Annotated in this window: 13 protein-coding genes; 5 read left to right on the forward strand and 8 right to left on the reverse strand. The window is 59.3% G+C overall.

Annotation, left to right across the window (positions count from 1 at the left end; all coding sequences use genetic code 11):
* Positions 1-15: 15 nt before the first annotated feature.
* Positions 16-2,232 carry a C1 family peptidase gene (locus J3R80_RS04875; RefSeq protein ID WP_275392634.1) on the reverse strand — a complete coding sequence of 739 codons (2,217 nt, stop codon included), beginning with the start codon at positions 2,230-2,232 and terminating at the stop codon, positions 16-18.
* 245 nt (positions 2,233-2,477) lie between these two features.
* On the opposite strand from J3R80_RS04875, the gene J3R80_RS04880 reads away from it, so the two are divergent.
* Genes J3R80_RS04880 through J3R80_RS04890 form a run of 3 tightly spaced genes read left to right on the forward strand, consistent with a single transcriptional unit; the run spans position 2,478 to position 5,035 of the window.
* Positions 2,478-3,233 (forward strand): allophanate hydrolase subunit 1, encoded by a 756-nt coding sequence (locus J3R80_RS04880; protein ID WP_275392635.1) that lies wholly within the window; start codon positions 2,478-2,480, stop codon positions 3,231-3,233.
* Positions 3,230-4,252: an urea amidolyase gene (locus J3R80_RS04885; protein WP_275392636.1), complete on the forward strand. Its 1,023-nt coding sequence runs from the start codon at positions 3,230-3,232 to the stop codon at positions 4,250-4,252. Before J3R80_RS04880 ends, J3R80_RS04885 begins: the two co-directional genes overlap by 4 nt.
* A 9-nt stretch (positions 4,253-4,261) precedes the next feature.
* Positions 4,262-5,035: a 5-oxoprolinase subunit PxpA gene (locus J3R80_RS04890; protein ID WP_275392637.1), complete on the forward strand. Its 774-nt coding sequence runs from the start codon at positions 4,262-4,264 to the stop codon at positions 5,033-5,035.
* 9 nt (positions 5,036-5,044) lie between these two features.
* On the opposite strand, the gene J3R80_RS04895 is transcribed toward J3R80_RS04890, so the two are convergent.
* From J3R80_RS04895 to J3R80_RS04925, 7 genes are all read right to left on the reverse strand, one after another.
* Entirely contained in the window at positions 5,045-8,164 is a 3,120-nt protein-coding gene (locus J3R80_RS04895; protein WP_275392638.1) for an efflux RND transporter permease subunit, read from the reverse strand.
* A complete protein-coding gene (locus tag J3R80_RS04900) occupies positions 8,161-9,306 on the reverse strand; it encodes an efflux RND transporter periplasmic adaptor subunit (RefSeq protein ID WP_275392639.1) in 1,146 nt (381 codons plus the stop codon). Before J3R80_RS04900 ends, J3R80_RS04895 begins: the two co-directional genes overlap by 4 nt.
* A 183-nt stretch (positions 9,307-9,489) precedes the next feature.
* Positions 9,490-10,890, reverse strand: coding sequence for a TRAP transporter large permease (locus tag J3R80_RS04905; RefSeq protein WP_275392640.1), 1,401 nt, complete (start codon positions 10,888-10,890; stop codon positions 9,490-9,492).
* A gap of 2 nt (positions 10,891-10,892) precedes the next feature.
* Entirely contained in the window at positions 10,893-11,534 is a 642-nt protein-coding gene (locus J3R80_RS04910; RefSeq protein WP_275392641.1) for a TRAP transporter small permease, read from the reverse strand.
* Positions 11,535-11,614: 80 nt separating this feature from the next.
* Positions 11,615-12,625, reverse strand: a complete 1,011-nt coding sequence (gene dctP, locus J3R80_RS04915; RefSeq protein WP_275392642.1) for a TRAP transporter substrate-binding protein DctP — start codon at positions 12,623-12,625, stop codon at positions 11,615-11,617.
* Positions 12,626-12,733: 108 nt separating this feature from the next.
* A complete protein-coding gene (locus tag J3R80_RS04920; protein ID WP_275392643.1) occupies positions 12,734-13,501 on the reverse strand; it encodes a 3-keto-5-aminohexanoate cleavage protein in 768 nt (255 codons plus the stop codon).
* Positions 13,498-14,817 carry an aspartate aminotransferase family protein gene (locus J3R80_RS04925; RefSeq protein ID WP_275392644.1) on the reverse strand — a complete coding sequence of 440 codons (1,320 nt, stop codon included), beginning with the start codon at positions 14,815-14,817 and terminating at the stop codon, positions 13,498-13,500. The genes J3R80_RS04920 and J3R80_RS04925 overlap by 4 nt, the downstream gene beginning before the upstream one ends.
* Before the next feature lie 51 nt (positions 14,818-14,868).
* On the opposite strand from J3R80_RS04925, the gene J3R80_RS04930 reads away from it, so the two are divergent.
* A complete protein-coding gene (locus tag J3R80_RS04930; RefSeq protein ID WP_275392645.1) occupies positions 14,869-15,780 on the forward strand; it encodes a MurR/RpiR family transcriptional regulator in 912 nt (303 codons plus the stop codon).
* Positions 15,781-15,811: 31 nt separating this feature from the next.
* Positions 15,812-16,780 (forward strand): TAXI family TRAP transporter solute-binding subunit, encoded by a 969-nt coding sequence (locus tag J3R80_RS04935; protein WP_275392646.1) that lies wholly within the window; start codon positions 15,812-15,814, stop codon positions 16,778-16,780.
* Positions 16,781-16,918 lie beyond the last annotated feature (138 nt).

The raw sequence follows: 16,918 nt of genomic DNA on the forward strand, positions 1-16,918 counted from the left end.
TCTCCTTGATGGCGTTCAGTGTCCCTTTTCCTGAAATCCTCTTATGCATTCGAAAATGCTGTTGGTGATGGTGGGGTCGTCGTTCAGAACCGATTGGGGAATTCGGTCTAGATCGTGTTTTTGGGCAGCAATCCGGTTCAACCGAAACACCGCATTTCGCACGGGTGACGTGCGACCATCCGCAACGCCAGACATGCCCAGAAACGGGCGAGGGCGCAGCAGATATGGGGCCGAGATGTCATCGGCATCCTGCGGCAGGGGATACCTGTCCTCGAATGCGCGTGAAACGAGGTGCAGGATGGATTTGCCATAGGCGCCGAAATTCACCCGTTCCTCCAGCTCGGGCGTCGGCACATAGATGCGTGCGCGGGGCGGGGTTTCGTGTTCCAGATATTCCTGCACCACGGGCTTGCGCGACGAGGATTTGCGCTTCCTCTTGCCCTCGTCTGTTCCGTTCATCACGTTGATCAAAGGGATCAGGCGTTTTTTGGCACGCGGCATTCCAATCGCTGGATGGATCAAATGCAGCGTGTCGAACCGATCCGTCCCCCCCGGCGTCAGGGATGCGGGGTCAAACCATCGCGTTTTGTGTTCCAGCAGCGAGAGCATCTCGTGCACCACCAGCGCGCCGGCTCCTTCTGCGACGATATGAAGTTCGCAACCGGTGGCTTTCTTCAACTCCAAGAGGTCGAACAACAGATCACCCACAAAGCCGGTCTTGATCTTGTCCAGATCCTCATTCTCGAAATCTTCATAGGGCAGCTCTTCGGTCCCGCGCAGCGCGCGTCGGGCACCCAGTTCAATGTCGCGCCAGAAGGCACGGCCCACGCCACGCACGCGGTTTTCGATCAGCTCGTCCAGATGGGCGGCGTTTTCGCCTGCCTGTTCCTCGCAGCTGTCGAACAGGCTTTGCAGCACCTCAAGCGACTTCTCAACGAAGCTGTTGCACCAAAAGATCGTGTAAGGATACAGACCCAAATCCTTGATCAGTGTCTTACGCCCCACCGCGTCGGCAAAGGCGGGTTTGATCCCTTCAAGACTGCCGGGAATCCAGACCAGCACACCGCGATACTGGTTGCCTTTGTTGGCAGGGTCGGCCGACGGGTCCAACCTTTCAGACAGGTATTTTCGGGTGCGGCACCAGCCGTTCTTGAAGGATGGATAAGACCCGGTGGCCACGTGATAGCCGTCATCCAGATGCATGTAGTGGCCCACAAGCTCGAAACACGGGGTCGAGCCGGACTGGATCGGCCCGGTGTCCCCCTTGGTTCCTTTTTCCCCAACCGAGGCACCGAAGGCTGACGGTGCGAACACGCCCAGCCGCAAGACCCAACTGTCCACAACATTCTGTGCCCAGTCTGCATAGGACCACAGCGCAATCCCGACCTGATCCTGATAACCGCCCCATTTCGGCCCCCACGAGTTCAGAACGTGGAACCCGTTCTCGTCGTAGCCGGTCACGACGAAGGCATGGGTGCCGGTTTTTCCAAGCGCAGGCGGCCAGGTGATCAGGCCGCCATTGTCCGGCGTTGCGGCAAGCCACCCGTCATGCACATTCGCCGTGGTCAGGATCGCTTCGGCATCGTTCAGCGCCGCGTGAAAGTGGTTCAGGATCGAGGCCAGACGAAAATACGCCCCCAGCCCGATTTCGCGGGCTTTCTTGGCCTGCCCAACCGTGGTGAACTTGCGCCCCGTGTCCGGCCCGTCGGTCAGATAGCATTCGCTTTGCCAGCGCCCTTCATCGAAGGCCGCTTCCCCAAAAGGCCAGTCGCGGCACACCCCGTGGTGATAGAACCCTTTGATGGCTGACCGAAGGGTCAGGATGCCTTCTTCGGTCGTCACCTCGCCATTTTCCAACTCGGGATAGCGGTCATGGAACGATGCCATGCGATACAGCATGTCCGCGCTGACGATGTCTTCCTGCACTTTCGACAGGTCAGGTGGCCCATGTCCGTTCGCGCTGGGCGAGCGGCGCAGATGTTGCAGTTGACGTTGAATGTCGATCAGGTTTGCCAATGCAAACCCGACGCACCGGCCGCTGCTGCCCTGATCGCGTGCGCCAAAAATCGGCATCTGCAATCCGGTATCGGGATCAGGGGTCAGCAAGTTAGGATTCAGGAAAACCGTGTCACGCAGCACCGTCAGATTGGGAACGTAATCCTGATCGCGCAGGTCCACCCAATCGGCGCGTACGCCGGTATCCTTGATCAAGGATCGTGCAAAACTGGCCATCGAAATAACCGTCCCTTGCAAAACAATAAGTATTCAAAATCAACTAAACTAAGAAATATTAGGGCTTTACTCTATCAGAAAATTGTTCTGAATACAAAAACACTCTGTTTCCGCGCTAAACTCCGCACGACTTGGGGTTTGGTTGCGACTGGGTGGTCAGGGGTGGTGCTTCCTTTTTTTGGATGTCATCACGGCGCGGATCACTATAGGTTTTGCGGTGATTGAAACCATTTGTCAGGGCAGACGTGACCCCACCTGATCGACTTGTTGCAGCACCCGACGCCCCGGTTATAAGCACCGCCGGGGTGGACGGGATGTTGATCCGTTTCGCCGACACGCTCAGCGAGGCGGCCAATCGCGCGGCCCTTGCATTCCGGGCGGCGATCGACCTGGCCGGATGGGACGGGGTCGAGGAGACATCATCGTCTCTGGTGTCAGTGTATCTACGTTTCGACCCGATCCATCTGGATCACCTGACATTACTCCATCAGGTCACGACGCTTCTGGGCAGCCGCGACTGGTATGCGGCAGAGCTGCCCGAGGGGCGCCGTCTTTGGCGTATCCCAGCTGTTTTCGGCACCGATCTGGCCCCACAGCTTTCCGAGGCGGCCGCGCAAGCGGGGTTGTCGGTGGATGAGGCGATAGCATCCCTTACGTCGACACGTTTGCGTGTTCAGACCATCGGATTTGCCCCCGGACAGCCGTATCTTGGCACATTGCCCGACGCGTGGGACATCCCGCGCCAAAGCCAGCTAACCGCAAAGGTGCCGGAAGGGGCCATTGCGGTCGCGATCCGCCAGTTGGTTCTGTTTTCGGTTTCTACACCCACCGGCTGGCAACATGTGGGGCAGACCGCGATGCGGTTGTTTCAACCCGACGCACGGGAACCCTTCCTGCTGCGCGCCGGGGACGAGGTGCAGTTTGTGACCACGACGCCAGAACGACTGGATGCATTGCACCGCGACCCGAAGGGCGGCGCACAGATTACGGTGATCGGATGAGTGGCGGGCTGAAGGTTCTGAAGGTGGGTCCGGGTGTGACCTTGCAAGACAGGGGCCGCCTCGGATGGCTGGATGCCGGCTTGTCGCGGGGGGGCGCTGCTGATCTGTTGGCCTTGTCCGAAGGGGCAGCACTTCTTAACCAATCCGATGATTTACCTGCGCTAGAGATGGCGGGAATGGGCGGAGAGTTCGAGGCGGATGCTGATATGCGCATCGCGCTGACTGGGGCGCCTATGCGGGCAACGTTGGAAGGGGTGAAACTGGCATGGAACGCCAGCCACATCTTGCCTGCAGGTGCGCGACTGTCGATCGGCGGTCCCGAAGTGGGCAGCTATGGCTATCTGCATGTGGGTGGCGGTTTTACGGGTCGCTTGCGTTTGGGCGCGCGCTCGGTCCATCTGGCGGCGGGAATCGGTGCTGCTGTGCAGGCGGGCGATCATCTGGCAACGCTGTCTGACCGCGGCGGACCCATCGGAATGACGCTTGACGTCGAGGACCGTTTCACCGGCGGCACCGTGCGGATTGTCGAAAGCCTCCAGACGCATCAGTTTTCGAAGGCCGAACGCGACAGGTTCATCGCCTCGACTTTTCACAGGGATGCACGGGGGAATCGAATGGGCGCGCGGCTGGTGCTGCCGGGGGATGGGTTTGGGACCAAGGGCGCACGAACTATCCTGTCCGAAGTGATCGTACCTGGGGATATCCAGATTACGGGCGATGGGACGCCGTTCGTGCTGCTTTGTGAATGTCAGACCACCGGCGGATACCCTCGTATCGGTACCGTGCTGCCCTGCGATTTGCCGATTGTCGCGCAAGCCCCGGCAAAAGCGCCCTTGCGGTTTCACTACGTTGGTTTGGAAGACGCGATCCAGGCGGAGCGCAAGGCCGCGACAACCCGTCAATCGCTTGTAAAGACCATCAAACCCCTGATCCGTGATCCCCATTCCATCCCTGATCTGCTATCCTATCAGTTGATCAGCGGGGTGACGTCAGGCGCTGATAAATCGGACGAGGAATAGGGGCTGCGTATGGCACAGGTGATTGATCTGAACGCAGATATGGGCGAGGGGTTCGGCCCTTGGGCGATGGGGGACGATACCGCGCTTTTGGATATCGTGACCTCGGCCAATATTGCATGCGGATTGCATGCGGGTGACTGGGATGTCATGGCAATGACGATGAAAAACGCGGTTGCCAAGGGGGTGGGTATCGGCGCGCATCCGGGGTTTGCAGACCTGCACGGCTTTGGACGACGGCGTATGAACCTGCCGCGCCCAACGCTGCAAAACCTTGTGCGCTATCAACTGGGTGCGGCTCAGGCGATGGCGGCAGCGGCGGGCGGACAGGTGCGGCATCTGAAATTGCATGGGGCGATGGCGAACATGGCCGCAGAAGATGCCGACATGGCGTGCGCTTGCTATGAGGCCGCGCTGTCCATCGCACCCGATCTGATCATCATGGTGCTGGCAGGTACGGCACAACAAGACGCCGCCCATGACCTTGGGTGTGCGACGGCCTGTGAGATATTCGCTGACCGAGCCTATAACGACGATGCGACTCTGGTTGATCGCAGCCTGCCGGGCGCCGTGATCCACGACCCCGATCAGGCGGGTGCGCGGATGGTCGAGATGGTCCGCGAAGGCGCGATCATCACCGAAAGCGGCAAGCGCATTCCGACACGGATCGACACGATCTGCCTGCATGGCGACACCCCCGCAGCCGTGGCAATTGCCACCAAGGTGCGGCAGGCTCTTCAGGACAGCGGGATCGGGCTTGCGCCTTTTACAGGTGCACCCGTTTAGCGGAGCAGGTCACTCTGCGGGTTGCGCTGCCCCCTTGGCGACCGCTCGTGTTGCGCGTTTCTCACCCAGAACAAGCATCGACGGCGTGACAATCAGGGTCAACACGGTGGCAAACACCAAGCCACCGGCGATGGCGCTGGACAATTCGGTCCACCACTGGGTCGAAGGTGCGCCATAGACAATCTCGCGTGTGAAGAAGTTGATATTCAACCCGATTACCATCGGCATCAGACCCAGTGCCGTCGTGATCGAGGTCAACACGACCGGGCGCAGACGCTGCGCGCCGGTCCGCAATGCCGCCTCATAAGGTGACGCGCCGGCTGCTTTCAGCTCGTTATAGGTGTCGATCAGCACGATGTTGTTGTTCACGACGATCCCGGCCAAGGCAATCACCCCGATCCCGCCCATGACGACGCCAAAGGGTCGCCCCGTGATCATCAGCCCCAAGAGCACGCCCGCGATCGAAAAGACGATTGCAGACATCACGACGAAGGCCTGCCAGAAGCTGTTGAATTGGGTCAGCAAGATCAGGAACATTAACCCGATCGCCGAGAAGAACGCACCAATCAGGAACGTCATGGCCTCGGCCTGTTCCTCTGCTTCGCCGCCGAATTTGACCTCCACGCTATCGGGCAGGTCGATCTTGTCCAGCTCACCTTGCAGCGCAAGGATCTGGTCGTTGACCAACACACCCGGCGCCACATCCGCCGAGATCGAGATGACACGCTCTTGATCAATCCGCGTGATGACACCGCTGCGCGGAGCCGGGTCAAACGACACGAAATTCGAGATCGGCACCAACCCGGCGCTGGTCGGCACACGCAGGTTCTGCAACTCGGCCAGGGTGCGGTCGATGGCGGGGAAACGGACGACAATGTCCACCTCGCCGTCAGTGTCGCCGGGGCGGTAATTGGCCACCGTTATGCCTTGGGTCAGCAGTTGAACCGCTTGTCCCAATATGGCGACATCTGCACCCGCGCGCGCCGCTTCGGACCGGTCGATCGCGATCTGCCATTCCACACCGGGCGACGCGCTGGTTTCCACAATGTCGGTGAAGCCACCCAGACGCTCCATTGTCTCGATCAACAGCAATACAGCCGCTTTCTGGTCTTCCGGGTCGTTGGATGCCACCTCAAGGTTGACCGGCTTGCCGCCGCCGGGGCCAGCCACGGCGGTTTGCACCTGAACGTCAATCCCGGGAATGGTGGCGACGTCTTTGCGGATGTCCTCGGCGATATCGGTCACGGGTCGGCGCGTGTCCCATTCCGCCAGTTCCAGCTGCAACGATCCGATGGCATCGCTGCCATCGCGTCCGCCGCCCGAGCGCGCATAGATGCTGGCTATCTCGTCGTAACCGGACAGCTTGGCTTCGACCTGCCGCACCAACGCGTCCTGTTCATAGACCGAGAAATTGTCCTTCGCGCGCACTTCGACCTGTGCATAGTCCGGTTCGACCTCGGGGAAGAAGGTCAGGCCGTTGCCCAACGACCCGTAGGCCGCGAACGAGGCGACCAATGCGATCACCGCAAAGCTCAGTGTTACGCCGGGCCGCTTGATCGACCATTTCAGAATGTTGACATATGCGCCCATGAACCCGGTCATCATCCGCGGATCGCCACGTTCGGCAGCGTAATGTTGGGCCTTCGATTTCGCCGATTGCCGTTGTTGTTTTCCGATCAGCCCGCCGACAACCGGGATGAACACCAGCGCCATGAACAGCGACGCGGCAAGTGTGATGATCACGGTGATTGGCAGGAACTTCATGAACTCGCCCACCGTTCCAGACCAGAACAGCAGTGGGAAGAATACGCACAACGTCGTTGCGGTCGACGCGATGATTGGCCAAGCCATCCGTTTGGCGGCCTCGGCATATGCTTCTTTCGAGGATTTTCCTTCGTGCAGGTACCGGTCGGCGAGCTCTACCGTCACGATTGCCCCGTCGACCAGCATACCAACCACAAGGATCAGCGAAAACAGGACCACGATATTCATCGTGTAGCCCATGAAATAAAGCCCCGCGACGCCGGTCAGAAATGCCCCCGGAATGGCCAGCCCGACCAGAAGGGACGAGCGCAGGCCGAGCGCATAGACCACCACGATCATCACCAGGATGATGGCAGCGATAACGTTCGCTTCCAAATCCGAGAGCATGGATTTCACCTGCTCGCTTTCATCAAGCGTATAGCTGATATGGACGCTGTCGGGCCAACCGGCCTGGGCTGTGCTGATGACATCGCGCACCTCGGCCACGGTTTCGATAATGTTGGCGCCGACGCGTTTCTTGATCTCAAGCGCCAGGGCGGGCTGGCCGTCGATCCGGGCAAAACCGCTTGGATCTTTAAACGTCCGGCGAATGGTTGCCACATCGGCGAAAGTCACGACGGTCTGACCGCGCACCAGCACCGGAAGCTCCATCACATCGGACATGTTTTCGATCAGGCCCGGCACTTTCAAAACAAGCCGCCCGGCTTCGCTTTCGATGGCACCTGCGGCGATCAACTGGTTGTTGCGGTTGATCGATCCGATCAGCTCTTCAAATGTGATGTTGTAGGTTTCGAACACCGTGGGGTCGATCAGGACTTCAAGCAATTGCTCGCGCTTGCCACCGATATCGACTTCCAACACGCCGCCCAAAGCCTCGATATCATCCTTCAGATCATCTGCCAGATCGTTCAGCGTGCGTTCGGGCACCGGGCCGGACAAGATCACCGTCAGGATCGGAAACAGGGCCGTGTTGATTTCCGTCACCGTCAGGCGCGCGTCTTGTGGCAGGTCGTTTTCGGCCTTGTCCGCCGCTTCGCGCACCTTCTGCAGCGCCTCATCCGCGTCGAAGCCCGGTTCGAACTCCAACTGCACACTGGCATGGCCTTCGCTGGCGTTCGCCGTCATGGATTTCAGACCGGTGAGCGACGCGAACTCTGTTTCCATCGGGCCGATCAAAACGTCCTCGGCATCCTCGGGCGAAATCCCGTCCAACCCGGTTGAGACATAGACGATCGGGATCGGGATCTCGGGATTGCTTTCCTTGGGGATCGCATAATAGGCGAACGCGCCGATGATCAGAAGAAACACCAGCAACAGTTGCACAACCTTGCTGCGTTTGAACGCAGCTGTGATCAGGGATTTCATTGGGCGACCTCGGTCGCGGCAGGGGCATCGGCGGGGCGTGGGTCGACCGTATCGCCCGCGTTGACGAAGCCTTGACCCACGGTGATGATATCGGCGCTTTCTGGCAAGCCAGTGACCCATATTCCGTCGGTTTGCGCGCGCACGATAGACACCGGGGCGAATTCGACAATGTTCCCGTCAGTAACCGTTTTGATCCCTAACTCGCCATCCGTTCCCAGAGACAGGATCGCGGGAGAGATGAAGTGGCCACGGGCCTTTCCGGTGGGGATGGCAATACGCGCGCTGAGCCCAGCGGGCATTTCGCTGTCAGGATTGTCAACAGTGACCTCAACCCGGAACGTCCGGGTCTGGCTGTCGGCATTGGCACCTATGAACGCGACCGTGCCATTGCGCACTTCGCCCGTGATAAACGAGACCTTGGCCGACTGACCTTTTTCCAGCCGTGATAACGCCTGTTGGGGCACCTGTACGACAATCGACAGCGGGTTGTTGTCCAACACCTCGGCCACAACGTCGCCGCTGTTTACAAATTCGCCTTCGTCCAGCGTCATGTCGTTCAACCGCCCGGCAAAAGGCGCGCGGATCACGGTGTTTTCCAACTGCTCTTGCGCGGCCGCGACAGCCGCCTCGGCCGAGGCCTTGGCCGCGCGGGCCTGCAAGACACGGTCTTCAGTGGTGATCCCGCTTTTTTGCAGTGATGTGGATTTCTCAAGGTCGCTGGTCGCTTGATCCAATTGGGTCTGAGCCTGCACCAACTGTGCCTCGATGGTGGCGGCGTCAAGACGACCGATCTCTTGCCCGGTGGCAACAAGATCGCCGCGCCCGGCGGATACAGACAGAACCTCGCCCCCGACCTTGGCGGCGATATTGGTTGCTCGGTCAGGGATGGATTGGCCTTCCGAGATCAAAACAAGATCAATGTCCTGTGCGACCGATGTCATAACCGCGACGGCGACCGCACGCGCCGCCGGCTCATCAGAAGGTTGTTCTTCGACGGGTTGCGATGGAATGATATAGCCGCTGCCCATCCACCCGACCAGCACAACGGCAAACAATGCAGCCAACCACTTGGATCGCCCTGCACCCTTGTCGTCTTCGAATTTCAGTTGCCCATTCAAATCTGGCAGCTCGTCTTTCGGCATTCCAAAATCCTTCGTCAGAAAAGCGCACCGGCGATTGTTTGGGATGGTGCAGACATGTTAATTAGGTTCACTTTGGCAGTTTTACCAGCCGCCTATGACAGAAAGTGTCTATACTGTCAGACTGTGCAGTTAATATGAACGGTTTCCGTTACGGCAAGCAGACGCATGACGACCCATTGCGCCTCAGGCCTGGCTGGGAAGCCAAAGGACGATCATTGGGAAAGCCACCAGCAAAGCGATGGTTATGGCGTCGGCGATGAAAAACGGGGTGACGCCCTTGAACACGTCCTGCACACTTAAATCGTCGCGCACACCGGCCACGACAAAGCAATTCAGACCGATAGGGGGGGTGATCAAGCAGAACTCGGCCATTTTCACCACGAGGATACCGAACCAGATGGCGCACATCGGGCCAGACATGCCGAATGTGCTGTCGGCGGCAGATACGGCTTCGCCACCATTCAACGCCATGACGGCGGGATAGACCACCGGCAGCGTCAGAAGCAGCATCCCGATTGCATCCATGAACATGCCCAGCACCGCATAGGCCAAAAGGATGCATATCAGGATCAGCATCGGTGACAGGGTCAGTGATGTGATCCAGTCCGAGAATGCCGAGGGAAGTCCGGCAAAGCCCAGAAATCTGACATAGATTAGAACCCCCCAGATGATCGTGAAAATCATCACGGATAGTTTTGCCGTTTCCAGAAGCGCGTCCTTAAGCTCGCTCCACCGCATCCCGCGATAAAGCGCCATCAGGAAGACCACGAAGGCGCCGATGGCCCCGCCTTCGGTCGGGGTGCCCCAGGCATCGCCGCCAAAGGGGTTGTAGACAAAGAAGATGATAGTCACGACGACAAAGACGATGGGCAGGGCCGGGGGCAGGGCGGCGAACCGCTCTTTCCACGTGAATCCGGTGACGGGCGGGCCAAACCCCTTGATGGTCATTGCCATGCCGATGATCAGAAGCCCATAGATGACCGCCGAGAATGCTCCGGGGATAAAGCCTGCAAGCAACAGCTTGCCCACATCCTGTTCAACGATGATGGCGTAAATCACAAGGATCGCCGAGGGCGGGATCAGCGAGGCCAGCGTTCCACCTGCCGCCACCACGCCCGCCGCAAAGCGTTTGTCATATCCAATGGCCAGCATTTCGGGGATGGCAATCCGGGCAAAGACGGCAGAGGTCGCGACCGACGCGCCAGACACTGCGGCAAACCCGGCTGTGGCAAATACGGTTGATACGGCCAGCCCGCCCGGCACCCATGCCAGCCAGCGTTTGGCGGCTTCGAACAGCGCACGGGTCAACCCGGCGTAATAGGCAAGATAACCGATCAGGATGAAGGTGGGGATCAGGCTCAGGGCCTGCGACGATACCTTGGAATGTGGCACCTGACCCGCGGTTTTCACCGCAACGTTCAGCGCCTTGCCAAACCGGCTGGGGTCATAGCCGAACTTGGCCCAGAAGATCCAGATCAGCCCAATCAACCCTGCCAACCCTGCGGCAAAGGCGACCCGCATGCCAAGCAACACAAGCAATAGCATACCGCCCGAGACGATCAGACCTATTTCAATCGGCTCCATATTCACGACCCTTCGCTGTCATGGCCCGAAACATGCTGGGCCTCCAGTGCGGCCTGCGTTGCTGCATCGGCAACCAGCGGAACGGCTGCGGGAGATGCGTCATTGCGCAGGAAGGCCCGACCATATGCATAGAGTTGCAGCACCAGCCGAAGGCACAACACACTGAACGCCACTGGCGCCAGTAGTTTTGCAGGCCAGAGCGGCAAAGCAATATCCATCGAACTGTCGCGGCTCCACATCGGAGCGGCAAAGTCAAAGCTGCGTGCGAAATGCGCCCAACTGCCCCAGACGATCAGCACCATGAAGATCAGGATTGCGAGCGTCGTTATGATCTCGACCAGATACAGCGCGCGCCCCCGCAGTTTGCCAACCAGCATGTCCATGCGGATATGCCCGCCATCGCGCTGCGCATAGGCGACACCCATGAAGGCAATCAGGGGCATGGCCTGTTCGATCCAATCGACATAGCCCGGCAAAGGTTGTTGGAAAAAGTTGCGGCCGCTCACAGAAACGACCGCCAATATCATCAAAGCAAACACCGCAAGCCCGCTCACCAGCGCCAGCGCAGTTTCCAGCCGATAAAGCCCCTGGTCGATTTTGCTGAGCGTGCTGTCGTCTGACAGCACAAGGGATGATCCGGCCATGAGGTCCTCGGGCGTGAATGCTGTGAAATGATCAGATATCAGCCCCGCGCCTGTCATGTCAGGCGCGGGGGTAAAGCGCGTCAGCTACCGTTGGCAATCATTCCGGTCACAAGGTCATACAGCTCTTGTGCAGGAAGGCCGCGGGCCGCGTTTTCTTCAATCCACGTGGCGGCGGCGGGGGCGGCAGCAGCCTCTTTGAAAGCCGCAATCTCGTCGTCCGAGAAGGTCACTTGCTCGATCCCGCGCTCGTCCAGCGCCGGACCCCAGGCCGCCATGGTCTGGTTGTTGTAGAAGTCCACATAGTGCGTCAGGGCTTCATCCACCGACCCAAGCAGGGCTTCGCGATGGGCCTCCGGCAGGCTTTCCAGTGCGGGCGTGTTCACAACGACCGGACAGTTGACCGTGCCCGGGTTCAGGTTGGTCGTCCACCATTTGCCGTTCTCGATGGTGCCAAAGGACATGTGGGCATGGGGCGCGAAAGACACGGCTTTCACGATGCCGCTGTCCATCGCCTGCCGCACTTCGGTCGCGGACATCGACGTCGGCACTGCACCAACGGTTTCCATTGCAGCGCCGATCCCGCCCGTGGCACGCACGCTCAGCCCGTTAAAGTCCGCCAGCGTTTTCGGGGCATCACCTACACCGACAAGGTTGTATTGTGGCAGAGGCGACGGCATCAGAAGCGTCGCGTCCCAACGGGCCAGATCGTCCTTCGTAGCCGCGTGGTCATACACGGCCTTTGACAGTGCGATTTCCTGTTCCAAAGACGTTACGCCAAGAAATGGAAGCTCCAGCACAGTGATCGACGGGTTCTTGTCACGGTGATAGCCCGCACAGAACTGGGCCATCTCGAACGCTCCGATGGCGATACCGTCAAGGTTCTCTGTGTTTTTCGACAGGCCACCATAGCTGATGTTCAGAGTGAACTCGCCATTGGTCTTCTCGTTGACCAGTTCGGCCAGTTTCTCAACATGTTCGGTGAAGGCACGGCGTTTGCCCCAAAGGGACACGTTCCATTCGGTCGCCATGGCTTCGGTGGCAAAGGCCAGCGAAACGGAGGCAAATGCGGTGCGGCCAAGTAGTTTGCGCATGTAGTCCTCCCAGTTTCATGCAGTCATATCGTGATAGCATGCGACAAATTGGAAGGTTTGGCTATCCGGGAAAATCGCCGCAGCTGGCGTCGTGCACGGGGCCTTGTCTTACTGGTGTTTGATCGCGTCACGAACCGCACACACGCGGTCCGCATTGTCACGCGCCGTGTGTCCGTCGGCGTGAACGCGGGAGTTTTCGAAGCCGACGCGGCATTTCCCGCCCTGTTTCGCAGCATAAACCAGCGAAGCGGTTTCGTTTTGACCAAACGCGCAAACGGCCCAATCGGGGGCCAGCCCATGCGCACCCAGCCAATCCAGAAAATCATCCAGATCGTGAGGGTTCGAGTTCTGATCCGCCGCATAGCGACCAAGGACGAATAATAGCTGCAGATCGGGTGATCTCAGCAAGTCTGACGGCAGGATCTTGCAGAGCAGTTCACCGTCCGCGCAGTCATAAAGGATATGCTGGATGGCTATGCCCTTTGCTGCGCAATCTTCATAAAACGCACGTGTGATGTCTTCCGGGTCTCGACAAAGCTCCCGCACCGACGCAGAGACCATTGACGCGCCAGATTCCAGCGCAACCTGCCGTTGATGCGGCGGCTCATAGATTCCGACCGCCTCGGTGGTGATCTGGATCGCCATGCCGGGCACCTGCGCCGTCAGTTCCTGCACAGCTTCGCGATAGGCGCCCGCATCCAGCAGGTGTCCACCGTCGGCGTCGCGCAGATGCAGGTGCAGACCATCGGCCCCGGCCGCCTGACAATCGCGCGCCGTTGCGACGATCTCGGGCAGGGTCATCGGCAATGCCGGGTGATCCGCCTTGGTCAGCCGTGCGCCATTGGGCGCGACCATCAGGTTGGGGAGGCGGGTCATAAAACTTCGGCAATGGTCTTTGACAGCTTGTCCACAAGCTCATCAATCTGATCATCGGTGATGATGAAGGGCGGGGCGATCAGCACATGGTCCCCTTGTCGCCCGTCAATCGTGCCACCCATCGGATAACAGATCAGCCCGTTGGCAAAGGCCTGCTTCTTCAGCTTGGCCGCGATGCCCTTTTCGGGTGCAAAAGGGGTCTTGGTCTCGCGGTTCTCGACGATCTCAAGCCCACGGAACATGCCGCGCCCGCGGATGTCACCGATATGGGGATGTTGACCGAACGCATCGGTCAGCGCGTCCATCAACTTCCCGCCCATCTGTGCCGAGCGCGCTGTCAAGCCACCCTCAGTCAGCTTTTTCACAACCGCATCGGCGGCGGCGCAAGCCGTCGGGTGGCCGACATAGGTGTGGCCATGATGAAAAAAGCCGCTGCCGGTCTCAATCGCTTCGTAAATCCTGCCCGAACACAGCATCGCGCCAATCGGCTGATACCCGGCCCCCAGCCCCTTTGCGATGGTGACCATATCGGGGGCAATCCCATCCTGTTCACAGGCAAACAACGTACCGGTGCGCCCCATGCCGCACATGACTTCGTCCAGGATCAACAGGATGCCATACTGATCGCAGATCTCGCGAATGCGCTTGAAATACCCCGGCACGGCGGGCACCGCGCCAGCCGTCGCGCCCACCACAGGCTCGGCGATGAAGCCAATGACGTTTTCTGGCCCCTGGCGCAGCAGCTCGGCCTCCAGCTCGTTTGCGGCGCGCTGTCCGTAATCTTCCTGCGTCTCGTCTTCCCGACGCAGTCGGTACTCATAACAAGGCGAGATATGCGATGCAGACACCATGACTGGCGCAAAAGGTTCGCGCCGCCATTCATTGCCGCCAGTGCCAAGCGCGCCCAAGGTGTTGCCGTGATAACTTTGCCGACGCGAGATGAATTTGGTGCGCTGCGGCTGGCCGGTTTCGATCATGTATTGCCGTGCCAATTTCAACGCACTTTCCACGGCCTCTGACCCGCCGGAGACGAAATAGACCCGCTCGATTCCATCCGGGGCATGGGCGATCAGCCGATCGGCGAGTGATTCTGCAGGCTCTGACGACAGAAACCCGGTATGGGCAAAGGCCAGTGTATCGACCTGAGTCTTGATCGCCGCGATCACATCAGGGTCCGAGTGACCAAGGCAGGACACAGCCGCCCCACCCGATCCATCAAGGTATTTATTCCCTTTGGAATCAAATATATAAATACCATCCCCCTTTGCGGCGATGGGCGGGATGGCTTTGGTGTGGCGGGGAAATACGTGTGACATGGCACCCTCTGAAATTCGATGTCATTGAAACAAAAAAATCGCCATTTGACAATGTGTGAAACAAAGGGAACACTGAAATTGTCCAATCAGGGGGGCAATTTGGAGAAACGCTTCGAAAAGAGGCTTGCGTTGGCTTACGCCGATCTCAGCGATGCGTTGCGCAGCGCTGCGGATTTCCTTGTGGCCAACCCGCTGGATGTTGTGACCCGCCCCCTGCGCACCGTGTCGCGCAACAGCGGCGTGTCCCCCGCCGCGTTCTCGCGGCTGGCCAAGGCGCTGGATTATGAAGATTTCGAAGAACTTCGCGAAGAGATGCGCGACAAGATCGACCGTCGGGTCAACAATTTCGCGCAACGGGCCGAAGAGCTTCAGAAGCAGCATGACGATGGCCAGAACCGGTTCATCGACACCCATTTCGCGGCGTGCCAATCCAATCTCAACCATGCGCTGGCATCATTGGACCAAAAGGATCTTGAGCATTGCGTCGACGTGCTGGTGAAGGCGCGCAAGGTGTTGCTTCTTGGGGCGCTGGGGTCGACCGGTATCGTGGAATACATGTCCTACATGGCGAATTTCTGCGCAGACAACTGGCTTCTGGCCAATCGTATGGGGGCGTCGCTGGGCGGGGCCTTGTCCGGGCTGGACGGGCGCGATGCGCTGTTGATCGTGACCAAGCCGCCTTTCGCGTCGAACGTGATCAAGGCGGCCCGGCTGGCCCACAAGCTGGGCGTGGTGGTGATCGTCATCACCGATACCCATGCCTGCCCGGCGCTGGAATATGCGTCGGTCAGCTTCGTGGTCGCGGCGGACAGCGCCAATTTCTATTCATCCTACGTGACGACCTTGTTCCTGATCGAAACGATCATCGGAATGGTTGTCGGGCGCTCGGGTGCTGCCGCGCAAGAGCGTATTGCGGAAGTCGAACTGCGTAATCGGCAACTGGCCGAGGTGTGGTCCGAATAACATCAGAACATCAACACAAGGGAGTATAGTGATGTTGAACAGGTTCAAACTAGCATTTGCCGGGGTTGCCGCCACGGCGGTTCTGGCCCCGGCCGCCATGGCCGAGGAATTCATCACCATCGGCACCGGCGGTGTGACGGGTGTGTATTACCCGACCGGCGGCGCGATCTGTCGTCTGGTGAACAAGGGGCGCAAGGATCATGGTGTGCGCTGCTCGGTGGAATCGACCGGCGGGTCGGTTTACAACATCAACACCATCCGCGAAGGCGAGTTGGAGTTTGGTGTGGCCCAGTCGGACTGGCAGTATCACGCCTATAACGGCAGCTCGCAATTCGAAGAAGCCGGGCCGTTCGAAGGGCTGCGCGCCGTGTTCTCGGTTCACCCGGAACCCTTCACGGTCGTGGCGCGGGCTGACAGCGGCATCAAGACCTTCGAAGATCTGAAGGGCAAGCGCGTCAATATCGGCAACCCCGGATCGGGTCAGCGCGGCACGATGGAAGTGCTGTTGGAAGCCATGGGCTGGACCACAGGCGATTTCGCCCTGGCGACCGAGCTGAAAGCGGCCGAGCAATCGGCGGCCCTGTGTGACAACCAGATCGACGCCATGGTCTATACCGTTGGTCACCCCTCGGGGTCGATCCAGGAAGCCACCACTGCGTGCGATTCCGTGCTGGTTGAAGTGGCCGGTGACGTGGTGAACAAGCTGGTCGAAGACAACCCGTTCTATCGCACCGCCACCATCCCCGGCGGCATGTATCGCGGCAATGATGAAGATACAAAGACCTTCGGTGTCGGTGCCACCTTCGTCAGCTCGGACCAGGTGTCGGAAGATGCGGTTTATGCCGTCGTGTCGTCCGTCTTTGAGAACTTCGAAGACTTCAAAAGTCTGCACCCTGCCTTCGCCAATCTGGACCCGAAAGAAATGGCGTCGGCCGGTCTGTCCGCGCCGCTGCATGCTGGTGCCGAGAAATACTACAAAGAAAAAGGCCTGATCGAGTAAGCTGATCAGAACATGCTTTAATTGGGGGCGGTGCGCTGCCCCCAACATCCCCTGACCCGGCGCAAAGATCGGGCATGTGACCAAGAATGGAACCAGTGAGGGTTGCCGCAGAAACATCGGGGCAACCAAGGGAGGGAC

Origin of the sequence: Aliiroseovarius sp. Z3, from assembly GCF_029105185.1 — a bacterium.
GTDB lineage: Bacteria > Pseudomonadota > Alphaproteobacteria > Rhodobacterales > Rhodobacteraceae > Aliiroseovarius.